The 22,250-nt window shown below is 63.9% G+C and carries 21 protein-coding genes and 1 pseudogene; 8 read left to right on the top strand and 14 right to left on the bottom strand.

Annotated elements, in window-relative coordinates:
• Positions 1–81: 81 nt before the first annotated feature.
• Complete coding sequence (locus tag ACV22Z_RS22045; RefSeq protein WP_448078497.1) at positions 82–1,020, bottom strand: LysR family transcriptional regulator; 939 nt, start codon at positions 1,018–1,020, stop codon at positions 82–84.
• A gap of 253 nt (positions 1,021–1,273) precedes the next feature.
• Between ACV22Z_RS22045 and ACV22Z_RS22040 the strand changes: the two genes are divergently transcribed.
• A complete protein-coding gene (locus ACV22Z_RS22040; RefSeq protein WP_448078496.1) occupies positions 1,274–2,179 on the top strand; it encodes a LysR family transcriptional regulator in 906 nt (301 codons plus the stop codon).
• A gap of 18 nt (positions 2,180–2,197) precedes the next feature.
• On the opposite strand, the gene ACV22Z_RS22035 is transcribed toward ACV22Z_RS22040, so the two are convergent.
• The 4 genes from ACV22Z_RS22035 to ACV22Z_RS22020 all read right to left on the bottom strand — a co-directional run bounded on the left by ACV22Z_RS22035 (position 2,198) and on the right by ACV22Z_RS22020 (position 5,727).
• On the bottom strand, positions 2,198–3,151 hold the full coding sequence (locus ACV22Z_RS22035) for a LysR substrate-binding domain-containing protein (protein ID WP_448078393.1): 954 nt from the start codon (positions 3,149–3,151) through the stop codon (positions 2,198–2,200).
• A 62-nt stretch (positions 3,152–3,213) separates the two neighbouring features.
• The gene (locus ACV22Z_RS22030) at positions 3,214–3,600 is read right to left on the bottom strand and encodes a DoxX family protein (RefSeq protein WP_448078392.1); all 387 of its coding nucleotides are present in this window, start codon (positions 3,598–3,600) and stop codon (positions 3,214–3,216) included.
• 133 nt (positions 3,601–3,733) lie between these two features.
• Positions 3,734–4,372, bottom strand: a complete 639-nt coding sequence (locus ACV22Z_RS22025) for a hydrolase (RefSeq protein WP_448078391.1) — start codon at positions 4,370–4,372, stop codon at positions 3,734–3,736.
• A gap of 602 nt (positions 4,373–4,974) precedes the next feature.
• Entirely contained in the window at positions 4,975–5,727 is a 753-nt protein-coding gene (locus tag ACV22Z_RS22020) for a GntR family transcriptional regulator (protein WP_448078390.1), read from the bottom strand.
• 156 nt (positions 5,728–5,883) lie between these two features.
• Between ACV22Z_RS22020 and ACV22Z_RS22015 the strand changes: the two genes are divergently transcribed.
• The 6 genes from ACV22Z_RS22015 (at position 5,884) to ACV22Z_RS21990 (ending at position 13,882) form a co-directional block, all read left to right on the top strand.
• Positions 5,884–6,735, top strand: coding sequence for a fumarylacetoacetate hydrolase family protein (locus ACV22Z_RS22015; RefSeq protein ID WP_448078389.1), 852 nt, complete (start codon positions 5,884–5,886; stop codon positions 6,733–6,735).
• Between the two features lie 50 nt (positions 6,736–6,785).
• The gene (locus tag ACV22Z_RS22010) at positions 6,786–8,579 is read left to right on the top strand and encodes an FAD-dependent oxidoreductase (RefSeq protein WP_448078388.1); all 1,794 of its coding nucleotides are present in this window, start codon (positions 6,786–6,788) and stop codon (positions 8,577–8,579) included.
• Positions 8,580–8,591: 12 nt separating this feature from the next.
• Positions 8,592–9,533 (top strand): VOC family protein, encoded by a 942-nt coding sequence (locus tag ACV22Z_RS22005; protein ID WP_448078387.1) that lies wholly within the window; start codon positions 8,592–8,594, stop codon positions 9,531–9,533.
• Positions 9,534–9,646: 113 nt separating this feature from the next.
• Entirely contained in the window at positions 9,647–10,750 is a 1,104-nt protein-coding gene (locus ACV22Z_RS22000; protein WP_448078386.1) for a porin, read from the top strand.
• Between the two features lie 49 nt (positions 10,751–10,799).
• On the top strand, positions 10,800–12,053 hold the full coding sequence (locus ACV22Z_RS21995) for an MFS transporter (RefSeq protein WP_448078385.1): 1,254 nt from the start codon (positions 10,800–10,802) through the stop codon (positions 12,051–12,053).
• A gap of 257 nt (positions 12,054–12,310) precedes the next feature.
• Positions 12,311–13,882 (top strand): outer membrane protein assembly factor BamB family protein, encoded by a 1,572-nt coding sequence (locus tag ACV22Z_RS21990; protein WP_448078384.1) that lies wholly within the window; start codon positions 12,311–12,313, stop codon positions 13,880–13,882.
• 353 nt (positions 13,883–14,235) lie between these two features.
• Here ACV22Z_RS21990 and ACV22Z_RS21985 read toward each other — a convergent pair whose 3' ends face one another.
• From ACV22Z_RS21985 to ACV22Z_RS21945, 9 genes are all read right to left on the bottom strand, one after another.
• Complete coding sequence (locus ACV22Z_RS21985; RefSeq protein ID WP_448078383.1) at positions 14,236–14,529, bottom strand: putative quinol monooxygenase; 294 nt, start codon at positions 14,527–14,529, stop codon at positions 14,236–14,238.
• A gap of 1,028 nt (positions 14,530–15,557) precedes the next feature.
• A complete protein-coding gene (locus ACV22Z_RS21980) occupies positions 15,558–16,001 on the bottom strand; it encodes a hypothetical protein (protein ID WP_448078382.1) in 444 nt (147 codons plus the stop codon).
• A 51-nt stretch (positions 16,002–16,052) separates the two neighbouring features.
• Positions 16,053–16,478, bottom strand: a complete 426-nt coding sequence (locus ACV22Z_RS21975) for a GNAT family N-acetyltransferase (RefSeq protein WP_448078381.1) — start codon at positions 16,476–16,478, stop codon at positions 16,053–16,055.
• 507 nt (positions 16,479–16,985) lie between these two features.
• Entirely contained in the window at positions 16,986–17,561 is a 576-nt protein-coding gene (gene gfa, locus ACV22Z_RS21970) for an S-(hydroxymethyl)glutathione synthase (RefSeq protein ID WP_448078380.1), read from the bottom strand.
• A gap of 22 nt (positions 17,562–17,583) precedes the next feature.
• Positions 17,584–18,693 (bottom strand): S-(hydroxymethyl)glutathione dehydrogenase/class III alcohol dehydrogenase, encoded by a 1,110-nt coding sequence (locus ACV22Z_RS21965; RefSeq protein ID WP_448078379.1) that lies wholly within the window; start codon positions 18,691–18,693, stop codon positions 17,584–17,586.
• Between the two features lie 57 nt (positions 18,694–18,750).
• Positions 18,751–19,026: a formaldehyde-responsive transcriptional repressor FrmR gene (frmR, locus tag ACV22Z_RS21960; protein ID WP_448078495.1), complete on the bottom strand. Its 276-nt coding sequence runs from the start codon at positions 19,024–19,026 to the stop codon at positions 18,751–18,753.
• Between the two features lie 274 nt (positions 19,027–19,300).
• Complete coding sequence (gene phbB, locus ACV22Z_RS21955) at positions 19,301–20,044, bottom strand: acetoacetyl-CoA reductase (protein WP_448078378.1); 744 nt, start codon at positions 20,042–20,044, stop codon at positions 19,301–19,303.
• A gap of 722 nt (positions 20,045–20,766) precedes the next feature.
• Positions 20,767–21,327: a TIGR01841 family phasin gene (phaP, locus tag ACV22Z_RS21950; RefSeq protein ID WP_448078377.1), complete on the bottom strand. Its 561-nt coding sequence runs from the start codon at positions 21,325–21,327 to the stop codon at positions 20,767–20,769.
• A gap of 148 nt (positions 21,328–21,475) precedes the next feature.
• Complete coding sequence (locus ACV22Z_RS21945) at positions 21,476–21,673, bottom strand: hypothetical protein (protein ID WP_448078376.1); 198 nt, start codon at positions 21,671–21,673, stop codon at positions 21,476–21,478.
• Between the two features lie 269 nt (positions 21,674–21,942).
• On the opposite strand from ACV22Z_RS21945, the pseudogene ACV22Z_RS21940 reads away from it, so the two are divergent.
• Positions 21,943–22,245: pseudogene (locus ACV22Z_RS21940) on the top strand (lyase); the annotation flags it as partial.
• Positions 22,246–22,250 lie beyond the last annotated feature (5 nt).

The following is a 22,250-nucleotide window of genomic DNA, read 5'->3' as shown; positions in this document are numbered from 1 at the left end:
GGGAGCGGAAACTCTCTGTTCTCCGTATGGAAACGGGCGCCGGGCGGATGCGCGCGGCGCGCGGGTTAGCGGCGCTGCCAATCACGCCGCTTCGACCGGCAGCTCCGCGTCCCGAGCGGCGATCCACGGACGATCGAGCAACGCGGTTCGCGCATGTTCGATGAACGCTTTCAGCTTGGTGCTGGCAAATGGATTGCGCGGATGGACCGCGTAAATGATCTCTTCCTGAGGCGTTTCGTGCGCGAGGACGCGCACCAGCCGGCCGTTGCTCAGCGCCGGGGCGGCGATGTACGCGGGGAGAACCGCAATGCCGATGCCGTGCATCGCCGCATCGCGCAACGTCTCGCCGTTGTTCGCGAGAAACGCGCTGCCGGTGCAGACCGTGCGCGGCTTGCCGGGATGGCCGGGCAACGCGAACGACCACGTCGTCGATGCGGGAATGCTGGTGTAGTTCAGGCAGCGATGCTCGGGCAACTGGCTGATCGACGCCGGCTCGCCATGCTGGTCGCGATACGCGGGGCTGCAAACGACCACGCGCTCGCAGGTCGCGATCCGCCGGGCGACGAGCGTGCTGTCGGGCATGCGCGCCGAGCGGATCGCCACGTCGAAACGCTCCGATTCGATATTGACGACGCGGTCGTCGGTTTCCAGCGTGACGCGCACGTTCGGATGGCCGGCGGCGAATGCCGCAATCGCGGGGCCGAGCCAGAGCCGGGTCAGACTGACCGGCGCCGTGATGCGCAATGCGCCGCACAATCCGCGGGAGCGCTCGGCGATCTCCTCCGCGGCCTCGATGAGCTGCCGCATCGACGCCGATGCGGCTTCATAAAACGCAATGCCAGCGTCGGTCGGCACGACGTTGCGCGTCGAGCGCATCAGCAACTGTGCGCCCAGCGTGCGCTCGAGATCACTGATGCGTTTGCTGACGACCGATTTCGACAGCCCGAGCCGGCGCGCCGATTCGGTGATGCTCTGTCGTTCGACCGCGAGCAGGAATGCATGGATGTCGTCGTGATTCAGGGATTTCATTAGCCAATTCGGAAAGTGTCTGGCGGTCGTGACACGTGCGCAGGCCGGGAGGACGCGTGGGTCTGTCGCGGCGGCCGCGTCCCGGTGCGGCATCGAACGGCGGAAACCGTTGCCAGGGCTCGATCGCATTCGGGTCGCGAACGAATTTCGACAGGACGGTGTAAGCGTAAAGCAGTCGCTTTTGCATCGGTAGTCCGCGCGCGTTATCCTCAGTGTCCCATTTATGGAACGATCGAACGCGCCGATGCAGGATCTCAACGACCTCTATTTCTTTGTTCAAGTGGTTGAATACAAAGGATTCGCGCCGGCCAGCCGGGCGCTCGGCGTGCCGAAGTCGACATTGAGCCGACGGATCGCGACGCTCGAGCGCCAACTCGGCGTGCGGCTCGTGCATCGTTCGACACGGCAGTTTTCGACGACCGAAATCGGGCAACGCTATTTTCAGCACTGCAAGGCGATGCTCGTCGAAGCGGAGGCAGCGCAGCAAGCGATCGATCAGATGCGGGCCGAGCCGCAAGGCATCGTCCGGCTGACGTGTCCGGTTGCGCTGCTGCATGCGCGGATCGGCGCGGTCCTGGCGCAATTCATGGCCGAGCTGCCGCGCGTGACGATCCACCTGGAGGCGACCAATCGCGTCGTCGACGTGGTCGGCGAAGGCATCGACGTCGCGATCCGGGTTCGTCCGCCACCGCTGAAGGACAGCGATCTGGCGATGCGCGTGCTCGGCGAGCGGGCGTGGTGCCTCGTCGCGAGTCCGGCGCTGCTGCGCCAGAGCGGCGCCGTCGCGACACCGGACGATCTTCAGCGGCTGCCGACCCTCGACTTCGGGCCGCCGCTGGCGCAGCACGTCTGGCTGCTCGATGGCCCTGACGGCGCGCAGGCGACGGTTCGCCATGTGCCCCGATTCGTCACCGACGACATGACGGCGCTGCGCGAAGCGGCAGTGGCCGGCGCCGGCATCGTCCAGTTGCCGATCATGATGATGACCGACGCGTTGCGGCGTGGCGAGCTGGTCCGCGTGCTGCCCGAGTGGTCGCCGAAGAGCGGGATCATCCATGCGGTGTTTCCGTCGCGTCGCGGCCTGCTGCCGTCCGTGCGCGCGTTGATCGATTTTCTTGCCGACAGCTTCGCGCGCATCGACGAGCTGTAACGCGCGCGTTGCGCTCGCTCAATCCTCTTCGAGCGCGTCGAAGCGGCGCGCGAGATCCTCGAGCAGGAGCCGGACCGCCGGCGGCATGCCCTTGCGCGTCGAGAACACGGCGTGAATCACGTCGCGGCGCAGCGACCAGCCCGGCAGCGCGCGGGTCAAGGTGCCGTCGTTCAGCGCATCGCGCACGATCATCATCGGCAGTTGCACGATGCCGATGCCGGCGATCGCGGCGCGGCGCAGCGTGAGCAGGTCGGTCGTCACGAGGCGCGGCACGTGCGGCACGGTCGATTCGTTGCCGTTGCGGTCGACGAGCTGCCATTCGTGCTTGTGCACCGGCGGCCCGAAGCCCATGCTGGGCCACGCGCGCAAATCGTCCGGCGTGGCCGGATGCCCGAGGCGGTCGAGCAGGGCCGGGCTCGCGACGAGCCGCTGCGTCGCATGGCCGAACGCGCGCACGACGAGGTCCGGGCTTTCCCACGGTTCCGGGCGAATGTACAGCGCGATGTCGAGGCGTTCGCGCACGACGTCCACGCGCCGGTTCATGCCGACGATCTCGATCTGCACTTCGGGGTACTGACTTGCGAACCCGACCAGCATCGCGCCGACATGAGCGTGCAAAAGCGCGATCGGGCAGGAAATCCGGATCGTGCCGCACGGCTGGGTCTGCGCGGTCTTGACAAGCGCGTTGGCCGCGTCGACTTCGGCCAGCATCGACTTGCAGCGCGTGTAATAGGCGCTGCCGAACTCGGTGACCGAGAACGACCGCGTGGATCGCTGGATCAACGTGACGCCGAGGCGTTGCTCGAGCAGCGCGATGCGCCGGCTGAGGCGTGATTTGGGCACCCGCAGCGCGCGTCCCGCCTGCGTGAAGCCTCCGTATTCGACGACCTGCACGAAATAATAGAGATCGTTCAGATCGTATCCGAGAGCGGGGGCGGCGGCAGGCGATGCCGGATGCGAAGGAGCAGACATGCGGTTGGACGAGCGACGAGGGATCGACATGTCGCGGGTCGGCGGCGACCGCCCCGGGGCGGTCACGGATGCATGACGAACTGACCCGGGCCTGCCGCGATCAGGATCGTGAATCCGCCGATGATGCTGATGTGTTCGAGAAAGCCGGTGAGCAGCAACGTGCGCTGATTGCCCTGCTGATTCCAGAAGTCGTAAAACACGACGGCCGTCGCCAACGTGAAGGCGGCCAGCAGCAGCGACGCGATGGTCGTATGAAAACCGGCCATGATGGCGCCGCCGCACGCGAGCTGGACGGCGATCGTGCTCGCCAGCGCAAGCTTCGGCAGCGGCAGGTTCTTTGCCTGGACTTCTTCGAGGCCGTGCTTGAAAAACAGGAGCTTGTTGATGCCGCTCAGCACGTACATCAATGCGATGAACATGCGTCCTGCGAACAGCAGATAGTCGTTCATGGTGTGTGGTGGCAGGGAGACGCGTTCTCGAATGGAGATCCGGCGCGGTGCGGTGCCGGACGGGGCGCGAACGCACGCCGGAGATGCGCGACGCGCGCGGCCGGGAGGAGAAGCCGGCCGCGCGGGAAACGCGTCAGCTCTTGTCGTACGAGAACTGGATGCCCGCCGTGCCGCCGGTTTCGATGAACAGGTTAATGAACGCCGGGACCGTCTCGCTGCGCGCCCAGTCACGCTGCAGTTCGCAGAACATCTGCGCGACGCTGATCATCTTGCCGCCGGCCTGCTCGATGCGACGCAGCGCGGCTTCGTGGGCGGCCACCGACGTGCCGCCGACCGCGTCGACGGGAACGTAGACTTCGTAACCGGCTGCGAGCGCGTCGAGGGCCGGGAACGTCAGGCACGCTTCCGTCCACAGCGCCGTCATGATCAGCTTCTTGCGGCCGGTTGCCTCGACCGCCTTGCGGAATTCGACGTCTTCCCACGAATTGATCGAGGTGCGGTCATAGGTCGGATAGTCGCCGAGCACGGCGCGCAGTTGCGGAATGGGCGGCTTGTTCAGGCCGGTCTTCACGTTGACCGTCGAATGAATGATCGGCAGCTTGTACGCGATGGCCGCCTTCGACGTACCGACGATGTTGTTGATCAGCAGTTGACGATCCATCGATGCGATGGAATTCACCTGGACCGGCTGGTAGTCGATGATGATGAACGCCGAGTTTTGCGGCGTAAGCAGGTGATCGTTCGCGGGGTCGCGAATGGGTTCGCTTGCCATGATTCTCTCCAGAGCAGTTCAGGAAGTGGAACGGAATCCCGAGGGGCACACGCACGACGCATCCGCAGTGTCGGGATAGTCGCTGCGGTTTGCGTTGGCCGGCTGCCGGACCTGTTGGGTTCCGGGGGAGCAACGACCTGATTCGAACAGCTTATGCGATCCGCGAGATGTTGCGTAGCCGGCGCGAATCGAACATTGTGTTCTCGCTCGGCGAACGGCGGGCAGGCAACAATATGAATGGCCAGAACGCCCGAATTTGTTTGTATAACCAATCAATTGGGAAATGCGATTGCCGCAGATGCGTGACGGGCGAGATGCGTGCGTGATGTCGTGCGCGGCAAGAGTCGTGCGATTTCGCCGGATCACGTGGATCGGGACTGCGCGTGACGCGCGGTCTGCCTGTCGATGATGCGCGGCACGCAGTCAGTTACCGATGCACGGGTGGGACATCGGCCGCACTTCGCGGACGAAAATGCTGCGTGACAGCAAACGTGGGAGGGTGCGTGGCGGACGAACACCCGCGGGAAGACGGACGCTGCCGGACCGTGCCGCGACAGCGCGGGATTCGCGCCGCGCCGCGCGGGCGGCCGGGCGTTTGCGGATCAGGCCGCGGCGCGGCGTTTTCGTGCGTTGGCGGCGGCGCCCGACGCGCGCTTGCCGGCTTCCGCCTCGCCCGCGCGTTCGAGCACCAGGCGGGTCGTCGTGGCGAAGTGCGCGCGCAGCAACGCACATGCGCGGTCCGCGTCGCGCGCGAGCACGGCCTTGACGATGTCTTCGTGTTCCTTGCCGACGTCGCGCGCCTCGGCCAGCTCGCTGCGCAGCGACATATGGCGGTAGCGCGCCGTCTGCGCGCGCAGCGTCGCCGCGAAATGCTTGAGCCATTTCGATCGGCAACCGGCGAGCAGCGTCGTGTGGAAGTTGTCGTGCGCACGTTCCCAGGCCGGGTTCATGCGCGGCGGGGTGTCGATCACCGTCGGCAGCGAGTTCACCTGGTGAAACGCCGCGAGCACCGCGCCTTCCCATTCGAGGTTGCCGCTGTCGATCGCGTCGCGCAGCGCCTCGGACTCGATGCACTGGCGTACCGACGTCACGTCTTCGAGATCTTCCCGGGAGATTTGCGTGACGCGAAACCCGCGCTGGTCTTCGGCCTCGACGAACCCGCTCATCGCGAGCCGCGAAACGGCCTCGCGCAACGGAATGGCGCCCGCCTGATAGCGGTCAGCCAGCTCGCGGATCTTGAGTTTCGATCCGGGGGGCAGCGCGCCCGTGACGATGTCCTGAAGGATGGCGTCCGCCAGCACGGAAGCCATGGTACGCGGCGCGCCGGTGTCGGCGTTCTCTTGCGTGATGTCCACGAAGTTCTCCTGCATGTGGCGCTCATTATATGCGCAAACGCAGACATATGCAGAATTGAGGGTTAACGATAAAAGACCAAAATATATATATTTTGTACTTTTGTATCCGTCGGCGACGCACTCGCTGTCGCCCCCTCACCTGAAACTGGAGAAGTCATGCGTTACGTCAATTTTTCGCCCGACGGAAAGGCACGCCTGCTGGGCGTGCTGCAGGGGTCCACGATCGTGTCGCTCGGCGACGCGACGCTCGAGCAACTGCTCGCCGACGGCGAGGACCTGGTGGCGTACGCGAATGCCCGACGCGCATCCGGCACCGAATACCAGGCCGATGCGGTGACGTTGCTGCCGCCGCTGACGAAGCCGGGGAAGATCATCTGCGTCGGCCTCAACTATGCGGATCACACGAAGGAAAGCCCGTACGACCAGCCGTCCTACCCGACCTTGTTTCCGCGCTTCAACACCAGCCTGATTGCACACGGCGCGGCAATGATCCGTCCGCTGGTGTCCGATTCGCTCGATTTCGAAGGGGAAATGGCCGTGGTGCTGAAGCAGGGCGGCCGCCATATCACGCAGGAAGATGCACTCGATTGCGTGGCCGGCTACTCGATCTTCAACGACGGTTCGGTGCGTGAATATCAGTTCAAGGCGCCGCAGTGGACGGTCGGCAAGAACTTCGACGGCACGGGCGCGTTCGGGCCGGCGCTCGTGACGGCCGATGAAGTGCCGGCCGGCGGCAAGGGCCTGAAGCTGGAGACGCGCCTGAACGGCAAGGTGGTGCAGTCGGCCAGCACCAGCGACATGCTGTTCGACGTGGCCACCCTGATCTCGATCATCAGCGAAGCCATCACGCTCGAAGCGGGCGACGTGATCGTGAGCGGCACGCCGGCCGGCATCGGCTGGGCGCGGGAGCCCAGGCTGATCATGCGCGACGGCGACGTGTGCGAGGTCGAGATCGAGGGTCTCGGCGTGCTCGCCAACGTCGTGCGGGACGAAGCGCCGCAGCGCTGAGCGCGCGAGACGATACGACATCAGGCATGCAGAGGACACAGGAGAGACAAATGAGACAGATTCGCGTACCCGTACTCGTGGTGGGCGCAGGCCCCGCGGGATTGACGACGGCCGCGTTGCTGGCGAAGTACGGCGTGGACGTGCTGGCGATCACGCGCTATCCGGGCACCGCGCATTCGCCGCGCGCGCACATCACGAACCAGCGCACCGTCGAGGTGTTTCGTGACCTCGGCATCGAGGATCGCGTGCGCGCGGTGGCCACCTCGAATGAGCTGATGAGCAACAACGTGTGGGCGACGAGCTTCGCCGGCACGGAGTTTGCCCGCCTTCAGACGTGGGGCACGGGCGTGAAGCGCAAGTCCGACTATGAGGCCGCGAGTCCGTCTCAGATGTGCAATGCGCCGCAGCATCTGCTGGAGCCCGTGATCCTCACGGCCGCGCGCGAATTTGGCGCAAATGTGCTGTTCAACACCGAGCTCGTGTCGATCCGGCAGACGGAAGACGCCGTGTATGCGCAGGTCGTCGACCGTCTCACCGGCGAGCAGTTTGAAATCGTTTCCGACTACGCGGTCGGCGCGGACGGCGCGCAGAGCGTGGTGGTCAAGCAGCTCGGCTTCGAGCTCGAAGGCGAGATGGGCCTCGGCTGCGCGGCGAACTGCTGGCTCGAGGTCGATCTGGAGAAGTACACCGCGCACCGGCCGGGCGTGCTGTACTGGATGTGCCAGCCGGGCAGCGAATACTGGGTCGGCTCGGGCACGTGGATTTGCGTGCGGCCGTGGAACGAATGGGTGCTGCTCTTCATGTACGACCCGAAGGACGGCGAGCCGGACCTGAGCGAGGAAGCCGTGATCGCGCGCGCCCGCGCGACCATCGGCGACCCGGACATCCCGATCCGCGTGAAGGCCGTGTCGAAGTGGACGATCAACCGCATGTACGCGCGCACGATGGTGAAGGGGCGCGTCGCGATTGCGGGCGACGCCGCGCACCGCCATCCGCCCGCCAACGGGCTCGGCTCGAACACGTCGGTGCAGGACGGCTTCAACCTCGCGTGGAAGCTCGCGATGGTCGTCAAGGGCCAGGCGTCGCCCGCGCTGCTGCAGACCTACTCGGACGAGCGGCAACCGGTCGCCGAAGGCGTGGTGAGCCGCGCCATCAAGTCGGTCGGGGAGATGTTGCCGATCGCGAAAGCGCTCGGATTCTCGGAAGGACAGAGCGCAGAGGACGGCTGGGCGTCGGTGGAGGAACTGGTTTCCGACAGCACTACCGGCCGGGCGCGCCGCAAGCAACTAGCCGAGGCCGTCGAACTGCAGAATTACCAGTTCAACTGTCATGGCGTCGAGCTGGGCCAACGCTATACGTCATCGGCCATCGTGCGCGACGGCGCGACGTTCCCGGCGCCAACGCGCGATCCGGAACTGTACTACCACGCGACGACCACGCCGGGCGCGTGCATCCCGCACGCGTGGATTCAGCGTGACCGGCAACTCGTCTCGACACTGGATCTGGTCGGGCACGGCGCGTTCACGGTGCTCACCGGGCCCGGCGGACAGGCATGGATCGACGCGGCGAAGGCGGTCGGCGACGAATTCGGCATCACCGTGAACGCGGTGTCGATCGCGCATGGCACCCGCACCTTCGATGCGTATGGCGACTGGGTAAAGCAGCGGGAGATCGAGGATCATGGCTGCGTGCTGGTGCGTCCGGACCGCTTCGTCGCATGGCGCGCCGTCGCGTCGGTCGCCGATCCGGCAGCCGAGCTGCGGCGGGTCTTCTCGCAGATTCTCGGCCGGGCGCCGCACGCGCCGGGCCTGGCGGGCGCAGCAGCGGCGGCGGCCGACGCGTGACGGAGGCCGGTCATGACCGCGTTGACAACCAATCGGGCGGCATTTGGCGTGCATAGCATCGACCATTTCGCGCTCGACGTGCCGAACCTCGCCGATGCGCGGCATTTCCTGTCCGCGTTCGGCTTCGAGCTCGACGAGCGGGACGGGCAGATCCTGCTGCGCACGCCGTCGAGCCGTCAGGTCTGGGCGCGAATCCGGCAGGGCGAGCGCAAGCGGCTCGCGTATCTGTCGCTCAACTGCTTTGCCGACGACTTCCTTCCGCTGTGCGAGCAGGTGCTGAACGCAGGCGGGCGAGCTGCATCGCCCGCGGCGGGCGCGGCGGAGGGTGGGTTCTGGTTCGAGGATCCCGATGGCAATCTGCTTCAGCTCAAAGCCGGCGAGAAGACAACACCCGCCTGCAAGCCGCTCGAGTGCCGGGAAGCAGGCCCGCGCCGGTTGCGCGGCTCGCGCTTCCGCAAGGACGCGCCGCAGGTGCGGCCGACGCGCCTGTCGCACGTGCTGATGTTTACCCCGGACATCGCGCGCGCGATCGGGTTCTACGAGCGCGCGCTCGGCTTGCGTCTGTCCGATGGCTGCACGGGGATCGTCGCGTTCCTCCATGGACGCCACGGCAGCGATCACCATCTGATCGCGTTTGCGCAAGGCGATGCGAAAGGGTGGCATCACAGCGCATGGGATGTGCCGACCGTCGACGACGTCGGTCTCGGCAAGATGCAGATGCAGCAGGCCGGCTACACGCAGGGCTGGGGCGTCGGGCGCCACGTGCTCGGATCGAATTATTTCCAGTACGTCCGCGATCCATGGGGATCGTACTGGGAGTATTCGGCCGACATCGACTATGTCGACGCCGGCACCGAATGGCCGAGCAGGGGAGACCATCCGCCGGAGGACTCGTTGTACCTGTGGGGCCCGGACGTGCCCGCTTACTTCTTCGAGAACACGGAAGGGCGCTAAGCATCGCAGCCGGCGCAGTGGCGTTTGCGTCGGCTGCGAGCGATCGGCCGACGATGCGTCGTTTGCAACAGACGATTTTCGTCAATTTCATTCGTTACCTGGTCAGGATATCCATGAAAACCTGGTGTGGTTGTGCGGTTGCCGCCGTGGCATCGCTATGCGTGCCCGGCGCCCACGCGCAAAGCAGTGTCACGCTGTTCGGTCTGCTCGACGCGGGCGTGAGCTATGTCAGCAACGAAGGCGGGCATGGCAATGCGAAATTCGACGACGGCATCTATACGCCAAGCATGTTCGGCCTGCGCGGCAACGAGGACATCGGCGGTGGAACGCACGTCATCTTCCAGCTCGTGAATCAGTTCGCGTTCGGTAACGGCGCGACCGTCGGCAACAGCAACGCGATTTTCGGGCGTACGGCGTTTGTCGGCCTGCAGAACGACCGGTTCGGCACGCTGACGCTCGGCAATCAGTACGAGTTCATGGCCGACACGCTGTTCGTCAGCGGCGCCGACGCGGCGCGGGATGTCGGCGGGCTTTACAACATGCGTAACGGACCGTTCCAGAAGCTCGCGCTGCCCGGCAATCCGACCGGCGCATTCGACTGGGACCGGACGGCGGGCAGCCAGCGCGTCGCCAATTCCGTCAAGTACCTGAGCCCCGTCGTCGGCGGCTTCAAGGCCGGTGCGCTCTATGCATTCGGCGGCGTCCCGGGGTCGATCGGCGCGAACAACACGGTGAGCCTGAGCCTCGCGTATGACGCCGGCACGTTTGGCGCCGCCGCCGCATACACCAACGAGAAGTATGGCGCGCAGCCGGGATCGCCCGCGACGAGCGTGCGCAACTGGGGCGCGGGCGCGCACTACCAGTTGGGTCAGGTGAACGTGAGCGCGCTGTTTACCGCGGTGCGCAACGCCGCCAACGGCGGCGCGGCATGGATGAGCGAGCTCGGCGGCGTGTGGCAACTGAGCGGTCCGATCCGCATCGGCGCCGACTACCTGTACATGAAGGGCAACGCGACCCTCGACAACAACCACGCGCATCAAGTCACCACGACGGTTCAATACTCGCTGTCGAAGCGGACGATGGTGTACGCCAGCGGCGTGTGGCAACGCGCAAGCAGCGGCGCGCACGCGCAGATCAACGGCGTGCTCGACCCGGACGGCGCTTCGTCCGGCGCGAATCAGGCGATCGCCCGCGTCGGCATTCATACGGTTTTCTGATCGTCTCCGCTTGACGGAGAACGACATTCAATATTTGGAGACAGACATCATGAAGGCTTCTGGCGCGTCGTCCTGGGACACGTCGTACGAATGGAAGATCGTCACGCTGCTGGCCATCGGCTTCGGGCTGGTCGGCGTCGACCGGTTCATGATCATGCCGCTTTTCCCGGTGATGATGCACGACCTGAAGCTCGACTATCAGGACCTCGGGCACATCACCGCCGCGCTTTCCGTCGCATGGGGCATATCGGCATGGTTCACGGGCAACCTGTCCGACCGCTTCGGGCATCGCAAGGTCGTCATTCCGGCGATGCTGGCGTTCTCGATCCTGGCGTGCGCGAGCGGGCTCGCGTGGGGCGTCGGCAGCCTGATGCTGATTCGCGCGCTGATGGGGTTCGCCGAAGGCGCATACACGCCGTCGAGCATCACGGCGACGCTCGACGCGTCAGCGCCGCATCGGCACGGGCGCAACGTCGGCATCCAGCAGGCGGCGCTGCCGCTGATGGGGCTCGGCATCGCGCCGATCCTCGTCACGCAATTGCTGCGTTTCGTGCCGTGGCACTGGATCTTCGCGATGGTCGCGGTGCCGGGCCTCGTCGTCTGCTTCCTCACGTGGAAGGTGATGCGCGATACAAGTGCGGCCGCCGCCGCCGTGCATATGCAGACGCACGATGCGGCCACCCACCGCTGGTATGAGGCGCTGCGCTATCGCAACGTGCCGTTGTGCTTCGCCGGCATGCTGTGCTGGCTGACCTGCCTGATCGTGCTGAGCGCGCTGCTGCCGAATTATCTGACCGATTACCTGCATCTGTCGCTGCAGCAGATGGGCTTCGTGCTGTCGGCCACCGGCGTCGGCGGAACCCTCGGGGGCCTCGTGATGCCCACGTTGTCGGACCGGATCGGACGCAAGCCGGTGATGATCGTGTGCGTGCTGGGGGCGTTGCTTTCGCTCTGGCTGTTCTCGATCACCGGGGCCGATCCGACCCGGCTGTTCGCCGGTCTCCTTGCCACCCTCTTCTTCGTGTTCGCGATGATTACGCTGACCGTCGGCCCGATCAGTGCCGAGGCTGTGCCTGCTAGCCTGATGACGACGGCGTCGGGGCTCGTGATCGGCGTCGGCGAGGTGTTCGGCGGTGGCGTCGCGCCGTCGGTCGCGGGTTATGTCGCGAAGCACTTCGGCATTCAGTACATCATGCAGCTCGGCATCGGGGCGCTCGCCGTCGGGCTGGTGATCACGCTGTTGCTGAAGGAAACGGCGCCGTCGCGCATGCGTGCAGCGGCCACCGTTGCGGCGGCAACGTGACGCGCTTGCCGATATCGGCGTGCGCGGCTCTGCGCAGCGCGGAGCCACGGCGCATCGTTTTGTCATCCTTGTAATTGGACATCGTGCTCCCTATGCTTTTACCGGAATTCGTCTCTGCATCGAAATCACGACGGACGTCGTGAAGGCGGACGCCGGGCATCCGCCGTCCATCACACGATCGGCCGGGCGGGCTTTTTTTCTTCGGAGGACTGGCGTGGTGCCGGTCGCGCAATCAACCGTCGCATGGAGAGGGAAAAATGCAAAACGAGTTCAGCAGGAAAAGCGCCTGTCTGCCGTCGTCGCGGCCGCGGCATCTCGCCGTCGTCGCGGCCGTTGCGCTATTGGGCAGCCTCGCGGCCACTCATGCGGCGGCGCAAAGCGCAGCGGATTGGCCGATGGCCGGGCAGAACGCCCATAACACCCGCACCGCGGCGGGCGAGCGCACGATCGGCGTGGACAGCGTCTCGAAGCTGACGCCGCGCTGGACGCTCGACACCGACGGCAACGTGTCGGCCACGCCGACAGTAGTCGACGGCGTCGTCTACGTTCCCGATTTCGGCGGCACGTTGTGGGCCGTCGATGCCGCGAGCGGGCAAGTGAAGTGGCGCAAGAAGGTCAGCGACTATACCGGGATTCCGAACGACGCATCGCGCACGAGCCCTGCCTACTGGAACGGCACGCTGGTGATCGGCCAGGGCACGCAGGTCGCCGTGAATCCGACCGGCGCGTACGTGCTCGGCATCAAGGCGTCGGACGGCTCGCCGCTGTGGCACACGCAGGTCGAGACGGAGCCGACTGCCATCGTCACCAGTTCGCCTGTCATCGACGATGGCGTCGTCTACGTCGGGGTGTCGTCGCGGGCCGAGGCGCTCAAGGACGTGCCGAAGTATCGCGGCAGCGTGGTTGCGCTCGATGCGACGACCGGCAAGCTGCTGTGGAAGACGTACATGGTGCCCGAGGGCTATACGGGCGGCTCGGTCTGGGGCAACACGCCGGTTGTCGATCGCCAGAACGGCCTGCTGTACGTGACCACGGGCAACAACTTTACCGTCCCGACCGGCGTTTGCCGGTATCCGACGCAAAAGGATTGCAAGCGGGATGCGCCCGGTAATCATATCGACAGCTTCGTCGCGCTGAACCTGAAGACCGGGAAGATCGCCTGGGCGACGCGCACGCTGTCGGCCGACGTATCGACGAACTTCGACCACGAAGATGGTCCGGATTATGACTTCGGCTCGGGTCCCAACCTGTTCACGACGACGATCGGCGGACACAAGCGGACCCTGCTCGGCGCGGGCCAGAAGAGCGGCGTCTACTGGGCGCTCGAGCCGAAGACGGGCAAGGTCGTCTGGCATACGCAGGTCGGCCCCGGCAGCCTGCTGGGCGGCATGCTGTGGGGCACGGCCGCCGACGGCAAGCGCATCTACGTGTCGATCGGGAACCTCAAGCACGAGTCGATCACCGTCAATTCGCCGAAGGGCACGACGACGACCACGGGCGGGATCTGGGCAGCGGTCGATGCGGCGACGGGCAAGGTATTGTGGCGCACCGCCGATCCGCAGCAGATGATGGACACCGTCGCGATGTCCGCGGCCAACGGCGTCGTCTATGCCGGTTCGCTCGCGGGCAGCGGCGCGAACATGTATGCGCTCGATGCGGCGACCGGCGAAATCAAGTGGAGCTTCGAGAGCGGCGGCGCGGTCGTGTCCGGCGCGGCGATCGTCGACGGCTCGGTGTACTGGGGGACCGGCTATCACACCAAGGTCCTCGGGCTGCCTTATGCCGGCGACAATCACAAGCTCTACGCGTTTGCGCTAGCGAAACAGTAAGCGGGAAGCCACGCCCGTCGCTATCGGCGCCTGTGGTTCGATCGCCCGCTTGCCGGACGGTCGAACCACAGTTGCGCAGCGGAACGTTTCGATGGCCCGGCCAGAAGACGGATTGGGCCGCGTGGCGCGGGAGGATCGAAAAGGTTGTACTCGCAAAGGCTGAATGCCGGTTTGCACGGGATTCAGCCTTTGCGTTTTCCATTAGGGCGTGGCGCCGGTGCGGCGCGAAAGGCGTGAAGGCAAAACACGCGCGCCCCCGCTGCGTCGCGCGACTTGGCGGGGGGCGCAGGCGGTGGGCCGGATTGGCCGGACCGGTTACGATGCGGCGCGGCCGCGTCGTTCAGCGGCGCGAATCACGCGAGACGGGAAAGCTCGAAGACTTCCGCACGCTCGATGTTGTGCGCGCCCTCCGCGTGAAAACGCTGAATGTGCTCGCCTTGCGTGTGATGCTTTTCGCGCAACGCAGCATTCGCCCAGTGCTCGACAAACACGAACCGGCGCGGATCCTGGTTGTCGACATGCATCTCATATCGCAGGTTGCCCTCTTCGTTCTGGGACGGCGCGGCCAATGCAGTCAGATCCTTGCGCAACTGCTCTTCCTGTCCTGGCTTCGCATACAGGACGGCGACGATGTAAAGATCGTTCATGGTCTACTCCAGTGGTGAACGCGTGTCCGGGACGGCTCGGTGGGTCGGCGAAAGCGCCGCGCGAGACGCGACGATCGGAATATCTGAACGGGGACGATGTCCGGCGATGCCGACGTCCGCGATGCGATGCGCGTCGAGTGAAAGAACGCGCCGGCCCAATGTCGTCCCACAGTGAAATCGGTTGGTCGAGGTTCCGTTTGCGCGATGGCGCGCGGATCAAAGTGTGGATGCGCTGCCCGGATGGCACGTGCGATCGGTCGACCGATCGCGTTGACGCGGAAAAGCCGATGGTGCCGGTCCGGACGTTGCCGCTCCATCGGCGCGTCTCACAAGCGAATTGTAGTAAGGCAACATCACGCGATGCGCGAACATTGTGTTCCTGGTTTGGCAACAGGCGGCGCAACGGCTGATTTCGGCCAGGCCAGGTGATCAGGATGGCGATGTTTTTACGCGGCTGGTCTGCGGTAGCGGATTCGGCGCAGCCACCCGGCACGCAGGCAGTCACTACCGGGTGTCGCCGAAGCAGCCGTTCAGGGTTCGGGCAGCATGTGCGCCGCGTACCGCAATCCGATTCCATAACCGCCGCCGTTTCCCTCGGACGGTGTGGAGGATATCGAGAGCAACGTGCTTCACTCAATCTCCGGAACGGCCGTGTCGCGAGCCGCTATCGGATGGCCCGTGGGAGGTTAATCGACTGGGGGCGTCGCCGGCCTTAACCAATGCGGGATGGATATTGTTTGCACCATTGAGTGATGCCGCGATACAAATGCTGGCTGCGCTGGCTGCGCTGGCTGCGCTGGCTGCGCTGGCGCGCGTTGACGTTGCAGTAGGTGCGTTGGACAACAGCGTCTGAACTACGGGTTATTCGAGCGCCGGGAGCGGCGAGCGGCTGGCATAACCGGTGCCTCAAAGTTCCACGGCAGGGGCAGCTCATGACTTCCCCTCAATACGCACGGCGCGGAGCCAATCCGGATGCTCGTCTGGAAATCGGAGGCCGGCCTGCGGCCCGAGCGCAAGCTGTTCGCGCGTTAGGCCTCACAGACAATAGCCGAGAGCATCAATGGTATGACCTGTTGAATTTCTGCACGACCGCCAGCTTTTCGCGAGAGAGTTTCGACAGACTCGGTCGAACCGAATACCACGGCTCCGTAGACTGGGCCCGAGGAAGTCTTTCCATTCCCGGGTCTGAAGATCGGGTCGCCCGGTTGGTATCCAAACACTGCGCGAACTCGCAGCCCGTAAACAGTGAGATCCGTCGCATGCTTGGGACGAAACGCATTGACCGAGTTCGGCTCGACGCGAATCGGGGCGGGGTCAATCGACTGATCATTGATGAGGTTGCCAATGAACGCGTGTGCATTTGATTTGCAAGTGAATTGCTCATCGAGCGTGCGCGCGAACGCCGACGGCGTCCAAATTCCGGCCCCCGTTGCGGCCAACGAAATCAGAGGGACAAGAATGAGCCTTTTCATGGCATTGCCGTGGAACTTCGACGTCGCAAGGTAATCTTCGAGCGCGAACGCCTACAACGCAACCTGCATGATGTCGAGCGCGACACAAGGCGACCTACGCTCCAGTGAACGCTGCAGATCGGCAGGCAACACCGCTGTCTCGGCTGCCGTAAATCCGATCTGCTCGAAGTAGGGCGCGGCACCAGCGGGGTGTACGACCAGTGACTCGATCCCGCTCTGACGCGCGTCGGCGACGAGGAAAGAAAGGATTAACTCGTCGAGCCCCGCCAGTCGTGCGCGTCGCGCAACGGCGATGCCTCGAAGTAACGCGACCTTGCCATATTGCTCGAGGCCCGCGCATCCAATGATGCCGCCACTGTCCCTGGATACCAAATAGCGATCGATGTGTTCGCGGACGCCCTCGACGGGCAATTGGCAGGTACGCAGCAGGTCCTCAACTTCGGGCACGTCTTTCTCGGTTGCATAGCGGGGACGCATCACACCATCTCAACAAACAAAACATTGAGATCGATCCTATATCGCTGCTGTCGTTCTTGCGCTTAGGGATACTTCGTAAGGTGATGCCCGCGCCGAAAGTATTGGATAGTGCGTACGTAAGATCGAGACTCGACAGCCGTGTTTCCTCCCACAACTCACATGTGGCGAAACGTCCGCGATGAATGAACGGGAGAGCGTCGAAAGCCGCGGGCCCTTTTATCCGTCGTGGCCATGGAAGTCGTCGACATGACAGATTGAACGGATGAGCCGACGCGCCGCGTGTGTGGCTCGACCTGACGCGCGAAAGCGGAGCTAGCCGATTTTTTGTCACGGCGGCGCGTGAATTCCCGATGGATGGGGTGTGTGGCCAGACATTCTGGCGTATCTGTCTGGCCCGTCACGCCTCAAGAATCTCGAGTCCGTTCGTAGCCAGCGATGAACAAGGCGTGCTTCCGGCACCTTTCCACGCCATGTCCGACGCGTGCGGCTCAGCGCATTCGCTACGAATCAGGCCTCACGGTACGTACCTTTGGCCTTGGCCGCATGGATCGCCAGAATGTCCATCAGGGCCGGACTGAGGCAATCATAGGGTTCCAGGCCCTTGTCGCGCAGCGTCTGGCGTACTTCGGCCATGGCGGACGGCGGCGTTCCGCTCTCGATGATGGACGAGACGAACGCCGCGAAGGTGGGGCCGTCCCAGCCGGCATCTTTCGACAACTCGGTGTGAATGAAGTCGAGCCCATAAAAGGCATGCGCGTTGTTCTCGATGCGGCCGAACAGGTGCGTGCCGCAGACGGTGCACGCATGTCGCTGGATCAGCGCGCTTTCGTCCACGACCTTCAGCTTTTCTCCATGCGCTGTCACCGACACCTTGTCGCGGGGCACTACGCCGACGACTGAAAACAGTGCGCCCGCAGGTTTCCAGCATTTGGTGCATCCGCACGCGTGGTTGAACGCGACTTGCGAATCGACCCGGATCTCGACCGGTTCGTCTGCACACTGACAACGCAGCGTGCCACCAGGGAAATTCTCGGCGCCTTTCTGGATGCCGCGATCAACCGACGGATGAATGGCTACGGTCATGGTCTGTCTCCTTTCGTCAGTTTCAGAAATGAACGACGGTCCGGATGGATTTGCCTTCGTGCATCAGGTCAAACGCTTCGTTGATGTCAGTGAGCGGTTTCGTGTGGGTCACGAAAGGCGCAAGCTCGATCTTGCCGGCCATCGCGTCCTCGACCATCCCCGGCAATTCGGAGCGGCCTTTCACGCCTCCGAAGGCGGTGCCGAGCCAACGGCGGCCGGTGACAAGCTGGAATGGGCGGGTAGCGATTTCCTGGCCGGCGCCGGCGACGCCGATGATGACGGATTGCCCCCAGCCGCGGTGCGCGCATTCCAGCGCGGCGCGCATCACGTTGACGTTGCCGATGCACTCGAAGCTATGGTCGACGCCCCAGCCGGTCATCTCGACGATCACCTGCTGGATGGGTTTTTCAAAGTCATTGGGGTTCACGCAATCGGTGGCGCCGAAGGCCCGCGCGAGGTCAAACTTGCCGGAATTGGTATCGACAGCGATGATGCGCCCGGCCTTGGCGAGTTTGGCGCCCTGAATCACGGCCAGACCAATGCCGCCCAGTCCGAATACGGCCACGGTGTCCCCCGCCTGCACCTTGGCGGTGTTCTTCACCGCACCGAGGCCGGTGGTGACTCCGCAGCCCAGCAGGCAAACCTGCTCCGGGTTCGCCTGCGGATTGATCTTCGCCAGCGAGACTTCGGCGACGACGGTGTATTCACTGAACGTCGAGCAGCCCATGTAGTGATAGATGGGCTGGCCGTTGTAGCTGAAACGCGTTGTTCCATCGGGCATCACGCCCTTGCCCTGGGTTGCCCGCACAGACACGCAAAGATTGGTCTTGCCGCTCTTGCAGAACAGACACTCTCCGCATTCGGCGGTGTACAGCGGGATGACGTGGTCGCCGGGTTTCACGCTCGTCACGCCTTCGCCCACTTCCATCACGATGCCGGCGCCTTCGTGGCCCAGCACGACAGGAAACAGTCCCTCCGGATCGTCACCAGACAGCGTGAAAGCATCCGTATGACATACGCCGGTATGGGTGATCTTGACCAGCACTTCGCCCTTGCGAGGCGGTTCGACGTCGAGTTCGACGATCTCCAGCGGTTGACCTGGCGCAAAGGCAACAGCAGCACGTGATTTCATGGCAGTCCTGTTAAAAATGTCGTCGAGCGACCCGGCGAGTTGGCGATCCCTCGTCAGTCAGCGCAAGTAGGATCGAACGAGAGTCACGATGTCATCAATCGATCCAGAAGAGGGCGGTGCAGCATCCGCGAGCTGGGTGAACTCCTCGCGCAAATGGCTTTCGAGTACGCCAGCCATGACCCCATTGATCGCGCCGCGGATTGCTGCCAATTGCTGAAGCACCGGGCCGCACTCCGCTCCCTCTTCGAGCGCACGCTCGAGCGCGTTCAATTGCCCGCGAACTTTACGCACGCGTGTCAGGACGCGCTTCTTCTCTTCGGGGGAATGCGGCATGGTGTCGTGAAATTCAGGATACTGGGTGGAAGTATATGTCGATACTGGGCGGGAGTATACGACACAATTGTCGATGTTGGCCTGATATGCGATCAAACCGATCTCCACGCAAACGGCCGATGCACTTGAGACCGCCTGTCCGGTGCGACGGCCCGGTCTGCGCCAGGCTCCGACGAAATCGGCAGGCAGGTCGGCAACAGGCCGAGACGATGGCGGCGTGAGGAACAGTCGGTTTTGTGGACAGGACTGCCAGGGCACATCCACTGCGCGCGCATCAGTGCATGTGCTGGCCACCGTTGATGGCGATGTTCGAGCCAGTCACAAACCCTGCGTCTTCCGAACACAGGTACACGACCAGCGCCGCAACCTCGTCGGGCCGGCCAAGACGCCCCACGGGAATCTGCGGCAGGATTTTTGTGTCGAGAATATCCTGAGGGATCGCCGTCACCATCTTCGTAGCGAGATAGCCGGGCGAGATCGTGTTGACCGTCACCCCCTTGCGCGCGACTTCGAGCGCAAGCGCCTTCGTGAAGCCATGCATACCCGCCTTGGCCGCCGCATAGTTGGTCTGCCCGATGGAACCCTTCGAGCCATTGACTGACGAGATGTTGATAATGCGGCCCCATCCTCGTTCAACCATGCCGTCGCACAATGGCTTGGTCATGTTGAACACAGAATCCAGATTGGTGCGAATCACCGCATCCCAGTTGACCTTGTCGAGTTTGCGCAGCGTCATGTCGCGTGTGATGCCGGCGTTGTTCACCAGAATGTCGATCGGGCCAACATCATGCTGAATCTTCGTTGCACATTGCAGGCACGAGTCGTAGTCGGCCACATCCACGGCATAGGCGCGGAAGCTGCGCCCTTGCGTGTCCATGCCGATCAGCCAGTCGGTCACGCCGGCGTTGGCCGGCGAGTGGGTAACGACGACCTCATAACCCGCGTCGTGCAGCTTCGTGCTGATGGCTTCTCCCAGCCCGCCCATGCCGCCCGTTACCACCGCAACACGTTTCGTCATGTTCTCACCCGTAATGGTCAATATGGCGGGAATGATCCATACCCGATGGCCGCCCCGCTCAACCGGCCACCGGCACGCCAGCACCAGGCCGCCCGCTCCAGGACGACACGGACTGCATGCCGCGCGAGCAGAATCGGCTGGCTTCGATCTAAACCGCGTGTGGATCGTGGCAGGCGCATCTGAGTGATGCACAAACGGCGTTCACCCGGTCAAGCAGCGCGCGGCCCAGCGATGCGAGGTCGCGCAGCAAGTTCGCCGCCTGGAGCGCATGGATCGGAGCGTGCCAGTAGTCTGGCGATGTCACCGGGATTGACCTCCGGTACCGTGATCGTGATTCACGTGCTCGAGTTGCCTGATGATGGCGTGGAGATGCAGCAGTTCCTGCACGGCTTGATCGTAAGCGCTTGTCTGTTTCCCACGCCGATTCATCTTGCCGTGCCGTGCGGATAGATCGTGCGCGTCGACGCTCCCGTCGATAATGGCCGACCACGTAGCCGACCGCGACCACCACCCCCGCCAATCCCATCGCCATGCTCACGCAGCGGTCGTCCATCAACGTCGCCTCCTTTATCGCGGCGACGAGCGGCCCGATCAGTCAGCCCGGTAAGAGCAGCCTGACTGTGCTGTCGCGTGACACGAATCACCTCCGCCTCTCCGTCAAAGATCCAAGGTCTCTGGACGTTGACGAGTGAGCGATTGCGCTCGGCACCCCATGCCAGTAATTAACGCTTCGTGGCCTGTGCCGCCGGCTCGACGCCGCGCTTGACCGATTTCGCGGCCGCGACTGCGGCCATGTCAAAACCGCTCCGGGTCACCTCGACCGCCTGTTGGCCAGTTCGCTGCAGCGTTTCGTAGAGCGTGCTGGCGGCGGTCATCGCCGAATTCAACGCCGCCATGGCGGCCTCTGAGCCGGCGGGCGCGCCTTTCGCGACATCCGCCACCAGCGTTCTGGCCTGGTTACCGTACGCTTCCCACTGAGCCAGCCCCAACCGCGCGATTTCGGCCTGGGTCGCCGTCACGATTTCGACCAGCTGACGACTGTAGGCTTGTATCTTTTCCGCCGTGGGCGCGACAAGGCCGGCCTGCAGTTCGAGCCAGTCGTGCGGCTCTTTGACCGACAAGGATTTCTTGGCCTGATCGAGCGTATCGTCCATCGCGGACCGCATCGCCTGCATGTTCAGCTGGGTGAGCTTCTCGACGCTCTCGACGATGCTATTGGACACGCCGAAGAGCATGTCGAGGTTGGCCTTCTGGGTCGCAGCAAACTGCTCAGGGGTGTTCATGATCAAGCTCCTGTAAGAGGCCGCGCGCGTGCGACACGACGGCCGTCGAGCAATACCACGTGGGGGATCGCGCAGACGAACAGGCCATGCGCTGCATAGGTAGCAACGTCACCTGCGAACGCAGGTGGTCAAGCTTGGTGGATCCGCTTCAGCGATACCGTGCGACGGCCTGCAGCACGGCATCGCCGTCGCGGGTGAGCCGCGGACGCTGCTGTCCCGACGCGAGCTGTTCCAGTGCAACCAGTTGCTGTTCCAGCAGGGTGTCAAGCTCTTCGCGACTGAGATCGATCTGATCAGGTGCGGACTTGACCAACATCAGCGTGGCGAATTCATGGGGACTCAGCATGGCTGTCTCGCAGATGATCTGGATCAACGTTGCTGGAAGGTAGGAATTGCCACTGTCGCGCCGGCGGCACTCCGGTGTCGGTCGCAATTCCTGTCGTTCTGGTCTTGCGAAATCCGCGTTTCCCAACACCAGAATGACTATGCTAGTCCGCGATCAGGAACGGTGCCAGATGAATATTATTGATAAATGACACATTGTTGATAGGTCACATGCTTGTAAGATGACGCGATGACCTTGTTTAGCGCCGCCAATGGGTGTTGCAATGAAGCAAAGTCGGCGTGTTCGACACCGCAACGCATCAATGTCACGAATGGCGACTGCCTGGCCATGATCCGCATGCGTACGCGGTATTCGACGACGACCCGGACATCGTCTGGCTCAGTGAAGGGAACGCAAACGCGTTAGTGCGCTTCGACCCGCGAGCCGAGCGGTCCGAAGTGTTCAAGCTGCCGCGCCCACACGCGAACGTACGCCAGATAATGGGGCGCTCGGGAGAAGTCTGGCTGTCCGAATCCGGCACCGATCATCTGCTGCGCGACCAGACTCGCGCAGGAGATGCCAGCGGCAACTGACCAGC

The sequence above is a fragment of the Burkholderia sp. PU8-34 genome (assembly GCF_053427725.1).
The sequence above is the reverse complement of the archived record's forward strand: the minus strand, read 5'-3'. Positions and strand labels throughout refer to the sequence as shown.